The sequence below is a fragment of the Vibrio sp. 10N.222.55.C6 genome (genome assembly GCF_041473395.1).
Taxonomy (GTDB): domain Bacteria; phylum Pseudomonadota; class Gammaproteobacteria; order Enterobacterales; family Vibrionaceae; genus Vibrio; species Vibrio crassostreae_C.
The window spans coordinates 1-7,776 of sequence record NZ_JBFRSD010000057.1; the positions used below are offsets into that span (position 1 = coordinate 1).

Consider the following 7,776-nt stretch of genomic DNA (forward strand, 5'->3'; position numbering starts at 1 on the left):
GGAGGTAATAGCTTCTTCAATATAGCTTCTTTTCTTTCTACTGAGATACGAGACACAATTACTCTTTATCGCCCAAACTGGTTAAATTTTAACAGTGACATCTACCCTGCCAGATAGGGTTTTCGATGTTTTAGTAGTTCTACAACATGCTCTTTAATTTTGCTATCGCAAGGAAGTTGAGCACAGTACCTTCTTGAAACCAATAGAAGGTACTATCTAAGTTTGATTTTAAGGAATCAATTTGCTCAGTAGTTAAGCGTACCAAATATGCTCTCATTCGGATTTTTCGCGCTGTTGATGACAATTACGACATAGGCACCCTGGAGCTAAAAAATTACGAAACGTTAACGGCTAAGGTGCGACAGCAACGGCCTCTATCTCAATCATGGCATTGAGAGGGAGTTTTGACACTTCGATACAGGTTCTTGCGGGAAAATAATTGGCACCATGTTTAATGAAAAAATCATTATAAATTTCATTCACAATTGAAAAGCTCACCATATCGGTAAGATAAACGGTTGTTTTCACTACGTCTGACACATCAGTATTCGCATGTAGCAAAATGGCTCTCATGTTCTCTAGGCATTGAGTCGTTTGTTTTTCAAGGCAGGATTTAACCATCAAGCCTGATTGTGAGTGAAGCGGTAGCTGTCCGGAAGTGAAAATTAGCCCTCCAGAAATCACCCCTTGAGAGTATGGGCCAATAGCTTTAGGGGCTGACTGAGTTTCAATTATTTTTCGCATATTATTTAACCATAGGTTTTTGATGAATCAACAAAGCTATAGGATTGGGTAAAAAAACACTTATTATTTAACTATAATTAAAAATGAGATTTGAAGGGAACGGAGAAGCTAGGCAAGACAATTGCTTGCTTAGACCACTCACTAACTTTTAAATATCCTTTCCTTACTCCCTCTTGGCAGCACTGTTTTCATTGTGAAAATCGCGTAGCGTTCATTTCACTTTTATGATGGAGGAGAAAAGTGGCTGACAACCAAAGCACGCTAAAACTCAACCAAGTGAATTTAAAATAAAGGCGTAAAGTAGACCGCCCCGTATAAACCTTACCTCTCCTTAAACCCTCTACGCTGATAATCAATAAATAGTGAAAAAATCACTAGATACCCCACTTGCAACGCAATAATACTAATATCAACCGCCTCCCAAGGGTTAAAGTGAAGCTGAGTGCTTAAATAATAGACAAGATCATAAAGTAAAATAAACAGGTTATGGCAAGCATGAATGACAATGACTACTCCTAGGCGGCGATATCGCTCAAAGACCCAACATAGAAACGCCCCAGACATAAATGCGTCCAGCGCCCACTGGTGTATTGAAGCAAATATTAAGCTTGAGAGTAATGCGGCGTTAGTAACCCCAAAAATGGACCTGAAAATAACAAACAACAAATAACGAAACAGGAGCTCCTCTATCACGGGAGAAATGAGCACACCGTCTAGAGCGCTTCGCAACACACTCGACCAATCAATTACTCCATCAGAGGCCGAAAATAAAGGGGTAAAATTGTAGGATTGGGCCTGCCAAGATCCCGGGGAAAACCAATCAAAAATAATATATTGAAGATAATTTGATACGGAATTTAATGAAATCACCCCAATCAATATCAACGCGCCTTCACCCCATGTACATACGTTTCTGGGCCAAGAGGTTAAGTACTGCTTCCAATGCTTATCTCGCCGAGCACTAACAAATAGCACGAAAAAAGCGATAACAGGTAGAAAATAGTAGGCGAAAGCAGAGTAGAGTGCTCGATCCAAAGTCGGATTTAATGCCCACTCTCGGGTAATGCTCAGGTAGTAATCAAGCAGGACATAACTTGGAAAGAAATAGCCTATGTAAACCACCACCACAGCTGAAATCATTAACCGCATCGTAAACTCCAAAAAATTAATAACCATAAGGCAGTTTTTGCCGCTTTTATCATGTTGGTCGTTTAAGCTCACTTCGCGAACGTGCTGCGCTGGTAAGGCTCACTATAACGAGCCCTTTGCAAGAGAGGTGCACTCTATCAAGCGAATCTGGGAGCTAGCTTTTAATCCCACGGCCTAGGGTTACCCCCCAAAATTTTCCAACCTTATGAAGAGTAATTAATAATTTCATAGTTAAATTCCCCCCTCTATTTAACTGGAGAGCGAAACCAATGTTTTAGGTTTTAAAGGAGTTATCTTCCCAAATAAATTGAATGGAATGTTAGAGTTTTTTCTATGGTTTAATTATTTAATTATAGGTAATTAAATAAAAATTTAATTTTTTGAATCGGTCATTGAAGCAGCCCAATTCATGGATGTGGGTAAGTCTACGTGGGTTCGCTAACTAAAAGCAAAACGCCAGGAAAAACTCCGAAATTCTCACTTAGGACGCCTGAACATTTAGGTTGGCTCATTTGTCCGGATTATACTTGTATCAGCCTCAGAGCAAAGCAAGTCGAGGTCTCATGCAAGACAAAAACGTGCGTAGAGATAAGTGCTCCCGATCTTACTCAAACAAATACGGGGAGCTGGAGGCGGTGCTTATGACGCGAGATTGCGCCGCTTTCTTGGAACGTGGTCACCCTAGAGCTATTGATTCTAGTTGCTATGAAGACTGGGATGAAAAAAGGGGCGAGGTTGGGAAGACATCAAAACTATACAAAGAACCCCCTACTTTAGTCGGTGGTTTAGGGCTAGAATCACAAGCGCGAGGGTTCAACCGTGAAGGGTCTGAGACGCAGGGGGCGCTGGCATACTGGTTCCTTCGCTGCCATTTTTGAGTCTTACACTCAAACCAGGACCTCGATTCGTCCCTGACCAGTAATTTATCCTGAGCGCCTAGACTCGCACGATAAACATATTACCGTATGTATTAAATAACCCTTTTAACTCCTTTTTTTTGTAAAACCAATATTTTCTCCGCCGAGGCTATTTAGGAATATTTTTGATGGTGAGTTGATAAACATCTTCCTACTCCCAGTATCGAAGCTCTCAAGACATGAAGATCCAGTAACTCTACATGTGAACACATTCACGTCGATTGTGTGAGTGGTGATACCTCCATCTTCAGCTGTCGTGACTGTCGTGCTGCCAACCGCAACCCCTGACAACCAGCCAGTAGGTGTCATCGTTGCCGTGCTCAGCTCATTCGACGTCCACGTCAAGGAATCGCTTACATCGTATGAAGTGTTATCGCTGTATGTTGCCGTCGCCATTAATGACCTTCCACAACGGAATTTATGAGGGGGTGACCGCAAGCGAGGTGAGGACCGCAGCGGTAAGCAATGGCTCTTCGGGAGCGAGAACTATTGCTGATCTGGTGATAAATCAAGGCGTAGCTCTGAGCCGTTATCTAGCAACAAAGCTAATGAAAACGCTTGGTTCGATTAGCTGTCAATTACCGAGACATCAGTATAGGAAAGCCTAAAGGGGCTACATTCCACAGCGAGCAAGATAGTCACTAGATGAGTAGAAAATATCGTCAGTTACTGTGGCGTTTTCAGATAAAACAAAGTTTATCTCGACGAGGAAATTGCTGGGAGAATGCTCCAATGGAACGTTTCTTTAGAAGCTTAAAGACGGAGTGGATCCCAACAGTAGGTTATCGTAGCTTTTCTGAGGCTCAACAATAAATTATCCAATACATCATTGGCTATTACAGCCAATTGAGGCCACATCACTATAATGGTGGCCTCACACCTAATGAATCAGAGAGATTGTCTTGGGTACCCTCTAAAACCGTGGCCAATTTCAGTTGACCACTACACATAGCAAAAAATTATAAGCAACCTACTTTTGTAGGTTTGATACTAGGATGAATAACTGTCCCATTAGTATGGGCTAGAGACACTGGTTCAGTTTCTAGAACTGTGCACTTAGGTCCTAAGCGCTTATATATTTTAGGATGCATCTGAGAGAGAATCGAGGTAAAACTTTTATAGTCAGGACTTTCTAAATGCACCGCGCGACAAGTTCCAATAGGAAAGTACGTATGTATTGCCTCAGGGGCTAAAGCCGAATCCTCATAGATGTCACTTAGCTTTACTTTTACCGGGTTCAACTCACATCCCTCAAACGTCCCATTTTTCTTGTACCTATAGTCACTAGGCTTCTCTGTTAAAGGATTAAAAGTATGGCCATAGTAAGAGTCTGTACAATTTCCTCCAATATACTTGTTGTCCTTGTCATAAAGACATAAGCGCGTACGCATGATTAAGCTGTTGTAGCAAGACGGGACTCTAAGATTTCTTACGGTGGTTTTCTTGCCTATTGGTATGAAACCACCTCTGGACCCCTGACAAGTTGCGCTCGTTCCACCGGAATCAAAATATTGATAACCCAACTTCCCACCTCTCAGAGAATCTAAAATGAGGTCATCAAGATAGGTGAGCTCCCGAGTATCTTTCTCTCTAAGTATAGGGTAGAGAAATGCTTGATCACTCAATTGTGGTCCCTCATAAAATGTCACGTAACTATTTGATAAATCGATCGCTCTAGCATTAAAGGAGAGAAAAAAACAACTCAAATAGAACAGTATTCTTGTCCTTGTGTACATATATTACTACCTTTGATTAAAATCAGTTAAACGAGGCTCCACCTAACTCTTAATGCAGACCGAATACTAATAAATTAACTATCAATTATGTTTTCCTTACAAGTGAGTCCAATCGAGTATTGAGAATGACATTTCTTTGATTTTACTAGTCTTTTAAATCAAAAATTTTGCGATTAGGTGGTGGGTTGGCATTAATTGAAGCGATAGCAAGATAAGAAAGTTTAGATTATTGTTATTTTTAGCCTGTATTTTGGGGGTGACAGGACCCCTGTAAAAGAGAAATTTGATATTAATGTAAATACAGTGTGGTTAAATCTACACCCCAACCCCTGCAATCGTGGGTCGGCTGACATTTTGGATTGATGAAAAAGTGATCCAACAATGGCAACGGACCAAGCAAGGTGATCGTGGAAGACCTCGTTTGTTTAGCTAATCACTTTACCGGAGCAAAAGGTAGCCTCATCACCCCTCTAGAATTGTCTGAGGCTGGCTTTGAGATGAAGAACGTCCTATTTCGAAGGCGTGGCCAGAACGCTTGCGCTTCCTCACTCCTTTCACTGACTTTAATTAAGTTCGAGTAAAGGCTTATTGTCTTATGTGCCTATTTCCCTTTCGACTCACATCATTTGATGGGCTCACAGGCTGTTAACCGTGATCGTTCTGAACCCCAATGACAAGGGTATATGAACGCTTCGCGCCCTTGTCCTTGAGAACCAAGAACGTTTGCCGGACAGCCAAGCGGCTCCATAAAAGTGATACTCAAACAGAAAGGAAACTCCTCATGGTACAACGACACTCAAGCCTAACTCTCTCTAAATCAAAGTTCAGCGACCAGCGTTTCGCCGCTGGGCACGAAAGCTCACCAAAAAATGATGTCTCTAGATCTTTGGCGGTCTTGAAGTTGCGCTATCAAGTCAAAAAGTGTCGTGATGAGGCGAAAAGAAAGTCTGATTGGGTTTCCAAAATCCAGCGTTTAAAAATGTTCAGTCGTCGTCAGTCGCCAGAGCAACAGGCTGATATCGCGTCGTTAAAAGGCCAAGGGTTCGTTGAAGCTATCAAGCAGCAGTTTCCGCAATTGGTGTCGCGTCGTTTTGCTTTCCATGAAATCCGTGACTTTTTCATTGAATTAAATGGCGCTGGCTTTGGTGAATGGTTTCTTCACGAGCGAGCGGATCACATTATTCTGTACACCACTTACGGGTCTGTGTTTCCAGCGTTGCGATTCGTGCAAACGGAGGAGGGGACGTTTAAGTGCTCAGGGTTTTGTTTTGATGTGCGTTTTGGCGTTTAGAGGGTCACATGAAAATACGTTCTACGGTTTCCTCTGACATATCCAGGCACGTGATTTGGGTGAATTCAATCGACTTCTTAATACTAAAGGCACCGGGGGGAGGGGTGAGTATCAGAGTGTGTGACTGTGCTACCACCATTAAACAAATGCGAGAAGACGACGCCTATGCGAAGAAAACGGAAAAGACGACAGAAACAACCTCCGAGCATCGCGCGTCGGCCAAAGGTTTACTCTCTTGTCTGTATAACGATTAAGGTCGGCTGATGCGCGACGGCATCAAACCCTCATAAGGTAAGGCCATCAATAGGTCTGAATTTTGTTTCGATATTCCAGTCGTTTTCGGCATTCAATCGGTTCGGGTTTGTTATACGAGCAACGCTTTTGCTCTTTGTGAGCACCAGGCGATTATGCGTATTGTAACTACCAAGTAACTTTGTCTTGGAGTGGTGATTTTTTCAAAACTTACTGAATCCTAAAAAGGACATCAAGCCACTACTTGCAGTTGCCAAGAAATCGCGTAAATACCACTGGTTGAAGCAAGATGATTCAACCGTCTTGCAGCAATCTGTACTCAATCGTCACCAAGCCTTTGATAACTTCTTTAATCCGAAGTTGAAAGCCAAGTACCCACATTCAAACGTAGACACGGTAAGCAATCGAGCTATCACTGTGTTGGTGTAAAAGTCTTTGATGGTGCATCAAACTCCCGAAAATAAAGCCTGTAGAGGCGAATAATCACCGTGAGATTGTAGGCAAGGTTAAGAGCATTACGTTAAGCAAGGTAACTGGTATTGATCTAGGTCTATTTCATTTTGCTATTGAATCGAACGGTAGAAAGACAGCTAACCCAAGATTTGTAAAACGTGCTGAGAAGAATCTCAGACGAAAGCAGCGTCAGCTATCTAGAAAAGCAAAAGGCAGTGCCAATCGAGCAAAAACTAGATTGCTCGTTGCCAAATGCCACGAAAAAGTGGCTAACGCTCGTGCTGATTTTCAACATAAGCTTTCTCGAACTCTCGTTGACGAAAACCAAGCGGTGATAATTGAGACATTGAAATCAACAAACATGATGAAAAGCCGCAAACTGGCGAAACACATAGCGGACGCCTCATGGCATAGTTTTGTCTTTAAGTTGGAGTACAAACTAAAAGAGCAAGGCAAATATCTAGTTAAACTAAATCAGTGGGATGCAAGCTCTAAACGTGCTGTTGTTGCGGTCATAAAGTGGAAGAAATGCCCTTATCGGTTTGCAAGTGGGATTGTCCATCAGGCGGCACTACAGACATAAATCGTGACTTAAACGCCGCCCTTAATATCCGTGATAAAGGCCTTCTAGAATTAAAGGCGGTTGGATAATCGTCTCTGCTTATGGAAGCTGCGTAAGTCTTGATACTATCGAGCAATGGCTAACGAAATAAGAAGCATCGCCCAATAGGCGGTGAGTAGTCACTTAGATAGATATGCTGAAAACCCAAGCAAACGAGGGAAGAGCTCCTAGTTTTTTAAGGACTTAATAGCATTTTTCTAGCTAGGCATAGACCTTCGGATCTTGTCACTTTGGGCAAAAAGTAAAAATAGAGTAAAGCAGATGATGGCAAGTCCTAAAGATATTCCTAGTATTAATAAGCTTTCTTCACATATTAGAGGTAAGGCTATTGATAAAAAAGCGAGCAGGACAACAAATAGTTCACATCCTCCCCCGAAAATAGGATGCTGATGACGAAATACTGCCCATTGATAAACCATTGTTGATAATCTCCTTGCAGCTGAGCTCAGCTTAGTTCTTTCTCTTTAGTTAAAATACGTTAACACTATCAATACTGTATGGGGGGGGGGTTTTTATTATTTATTTTTAATTAATTATCTGCCAATTTTAAACGCTAAAGTTAGTACTATTTGAAAGCGAAATACAGGGTTTATTCATGATTATATTTATAAA

7 protein-coding genes and 1 pseudogene are annotated in these 7,776 nt (G+C 41.8%); 6 read left to right on the forward strand and 2 right to left on the reverse strand.

Annotation, left to right across the window (positions count from 1 at the left end; translation table 11 throughout):
• Positions 1–351: 351 nt before the first annotated feature.
• Both AB4486_RS22405 and AB4486_RS22410 read right to left on the reverse strand, forming a co-directional pair.
• The gene (locus AB4486_RS22405) at positions 352–744 is read right to left on the reverse strand and encodes a Rid family detoxifying hydrolase (RefSeq protein ID WP_016800045.1); all 393 of its coding nucleotides are present in this window, start codon (positions 742–744) and stop codon (positions 352–354) included.
• A 321-nt stretch (positions 745–1,065) separates the two neighbouring features.
• Positions 1,066–1,893: a CPBP family intramembrane glutamic endopeptidase gene (locus AB4486_RS22410; RefSeq protein ID WP_016800044.1), complete on the reverse strand. Its 828-nt coding sequence runs from the start codon at positions 1,891–1,893 to the stop codon at positions 1,066–1,068.
• A 1,372-nt stretch (positions 1,894–3,265) separates the two neighbouring features.
• On the opposite strand from AB4486_RS22410, the pseudogene AB4486_RS22415 reads away from it, so the two are divergent.
• The 6 genes and pseudogenes from AB4486_RS22415 to AB4486_RS22440 form a co-directional block, all read left to right on the forward strand.
• Positions 3,266–3,749, forward strand: a pseudogene (locus tag AB4486_RS22415) (integrase core domain-containing protein); the annotation flags it as partial.
• Positions 3,750–5,327: 1,578 nt separating this feature from the next.
• The gene (locus tag AB4486_RS22420) at positions 5,328–5,837 is read left to right on the forward strand and encodes a hypothetical protein (RefSeq protein WP_102258285.1); all 510 of its coding nucleotides are present in this window, start codon (positions 5,328–5,330) and stop codon (positions 5,835–5,837) included.
• Positions 5,838–5,845: 8 nt separating this feature from the next.
• Positions 5,846–6,091, forward strand: coding sequence for a hypothetical protein (locus AB4486_RS22425; protein WP_017100372.1), 246 nt, complete (start codon positions 5,846–5,848; stop codon positions 6,089–6,091).
• Between the two features lie 277 nt (positions 6,092–6,368).
• Positions 6,369–6,518, forward strand: coding sequence for a hypothetical protein (locus AB4486_RS22430; RefSeq protein ID WP_372118661.1), 150 nt, complete (start codon positions 6,369–6,371; stop codon positions 6,516–6,518).
• Positions 6,519–6,603: 85 nt separating this feature from the next.
• Positions 6,604–7,125 carry an RNA-guided endonuclease TnpB family protein gene (locus AB4486_RS22435; protein WP_261378918.1) on the forward strand — a complete coding sequence of 174 codons (522 nt, stop codon included), beginning with the start codon at positions 6,604–6,606 and terminating at the stop codon, positions 7,123–7,125.
• The gene (locus AB4486_RS22440) at positions 7,071–7,193 is read left to right on the forward strand and encodes a transposase (protein WP_198592117.1); all 123 of its coding nucleotides are present in this window, start codon (positions 7,071–7,073) and stop codon (positions 7,191–7,193) included. The genes AB4486_RS22435 and AB4486_RS22440 overlap by 55 nt, the downstream gene beginning before the upstream one ends.
• Positions 7,194–7,776 lie beyond the last annotated feature (583 nt).

What these genes read in the sequence shown, in the direction of transcription:
- AB4486_RS22405 (WP_016800045.1), bottom strand. Translation starts at nt 744, where the DNA reads ATGCGAAAAATAATTGAAACTCAGTCAGCCCCTAAAGCTATTGGCCCA.
- AB4486_RS22410 (WP_016800044.1), bottom strand. Translation starts at nt 1,893, where the DNA reads ATGCGGTTAATGATTTCAGCTGTGGTGGTGGTTTACATAGGCTATTTC.
- AB4486_RS22420 (WP_102258285.1), top strand. Translation starts at nt 5,328, where the DNA reads ATGGTACAACGACACTCAAGCCTAACTCTCTCTAAATCAAAGTTCAGC.
- AB4486_RS22425 (WP_017100372.1), top strand. Translation starts at nt 5,846, where the DNA reads ATGAAAATACGTTCTACGGTTTCCTCTGACATATCCAGGCACGTGATT.
- AB4486_RS22440 (WP_198592117.1), top strand. Translation starts at nt 7,071, where the DNA reads ATGCCCTTATCGGTTTGCAAGTGGGATTGTCCATCAGGCGGCACTACA.